The organism is Streptomyces sp. NPDC059456 (assembly GCF_042750055.1).
Lineage (GTDB): Bacteria > Actinomycetota > Actinomycetes > Streptomycetales > Streptomycetaceae > Streptomyces.
In genome coordinates, this window is record NZ_JBHYVA010001058.1 from 1 (window position 1) to 1771 (window position 1771).

A 1771-nucleotide genomic window follows, 5' to 3' on the forward strand; every position below is an offset into this window, starting at 1 on the left:
TCGTCGGCAGCCTCTGTTGTGTATAAGACACACCCCCTCGCCGCCCAGGACGACCACGACCCGGCCCGCGCCCGCGGCCGCCACCCGATCGGCGGGTGCGGCCGCCCCGGTCACCAGGAGTGTCGGCACCAGGGGGGCGGTGAACAGCGGAAGGGAGAAGTCCAGGTCCAGGCCGGCGGAGACCACCGCGACGGCGGGCGCGGGCCCCTGCCCGGCGGCCTTGCGCCGGGCCGCGAAGGCCTCGCGGGCCCGGGCCGGGCGGTACCCCTCCTGACGAACCGTTTCGGCACCGACCACCACCACATCGGCCAGTGCCCGCAGGGTGCCGAAGATCCGCATGTCGGTCTCGCCGGAGATCGGCTGCGAGCGCCCGTCGTGCTGGGCCGCGCCGTCCAGGGTGGCCACCATGTTGGCCCGCAGCCAGTGGCCCTGCGCGCCGAGCGGGGGGTACGCGTACGCGTCCGCCAGCTCGTCCAGCGACCACTCACGGTCACCGCGGTCCGCGGGGGCTGATGTCTGATCGGTCACAGGGAACAGGCGTCGCATCGGTGCAGTGTGCCACGCCCCGTAGAGTTAAGAGCTGTGTCAACATCACTCTCCACCTCCGGATCCACCTACGGGCGACCCCCGATAGCCGGCCCGGGCGACGCCGGCCCGCAGGCCCTGTGCGCCCGCGAGCCCCGGGTCCCCGCAGAGCGGCTGGTGGCCGAGATGGTGCCGCCGCCGCGGTTCGACTCGGTGCGCTTCGACACCTACGACCCGGACCCCGGTCAGCCCAGCCAGTCCGAGGCCGTCACCGTGCTCGCCGGCTTCGCGGCCGGCCTGGGCGGATCCCACGCGAGCGGCGGCGGCAAGCGCCGCTGGTTCGCGAAGAAGGCCCCTGCCGCCCCCGCCGCCCCGCGCGGGGTCTACCTCGACGGCGGGTACGGCGTCGGCAAGACGCACCTGCTGGCCTCGCTGTGGCACGCCACCCCGGCCGAGCCCGCGCTCAAGGCCTTCGGCACCTTCGTGGAACTGACCAACCTGGTCGGCGCGCTCGGCTTCCAGCAGACGGTCCAGACCCTCGGCGGCCACCGCCTCCTGTGCATCGACGAATTCGAACTGGACGACCCGGGCGACACCGTGCTCGTGTCCTCCCTGCTCAGCCGCCTGGTCGAGCAGGGCGTGGCGCTCGCCGCCACCTCCAACACCCTGCCCGGCAAGCTCGGCGAGGGCCGCTTCGCCGCCGCGGACTTCCTGCGCGAGATCCAGGGCCTGTCGGCGCACTTCCGCCCGCTGCGCATCGACGGCCAGGACTACCGCCACCGCGGCCTGCCGGAGGCGCCCGCACCGTTCACGGACGAGCAGGTCACCAAGGCCGCGTACGCGACCGAAGGCGCGAGCCTGGACGACTTCCCCGGCCTGCTGGAGCACCTGGCCCGGGTCCACCCCAGCCGGTACGGCGCCCTCACCGACGGAATATCGGCGGTCTGCCTGACCGACGTCGGCCCGGTCCCGGACCAGTCGACGGCGCTGCGGCTCGTGGTCCTCGCGGACCGGCTGTACGACCGTGAGATACCGGTCCTGGCGTCCGGAGTGCCGTTCGACCGCCTGTTCAGTGAAGAAATGCTGAACGGCGGCTACCGCAAGAAGTACTTCCGGGCCATCTCGAGGCTCACCGCACTGGCGCGCGACGCGAAACCCCTGGTGTCCCAGTAGGTTTGGGGACGCGGGGGGGGGGCCCCCGCCGCGCGCCCGCCCCCCGCGCGCGGGCGGGGGCCCCACGGGCCCC

General features: G+C 73.8%; 2 protein-coding genes. One reads left to right on the forward strand and one right to left on the reverse strand.

From position 1 onward, the window contains the following. A partial coding sequence (locus ACFXA3_RS42110; RefSeq protein WP_385196745.1) for a dihydrofolate reductase family protein occupies nucleotides 1–546 on the reverse strand: 546 nt, incomplete at its 3' end. Nucleotides 547–630: 84 nt separating this feature from the next. Here ACFXA3_RS42110 and zapE point away from each other — a divergent pair. Further along, nucleotides 631–1698, forward strand: a complete 1068-nt coding sequence (gene zapE / locus ACFXA3_RS42115) for a cell division protein ZapE (protein ID WP_385196748.1) — start codon at nucleotides 631–633, stop codon at nucleotides 1696–1698. Nucleotides 1699–1771 lie beyond the last annotated feature (73 nt).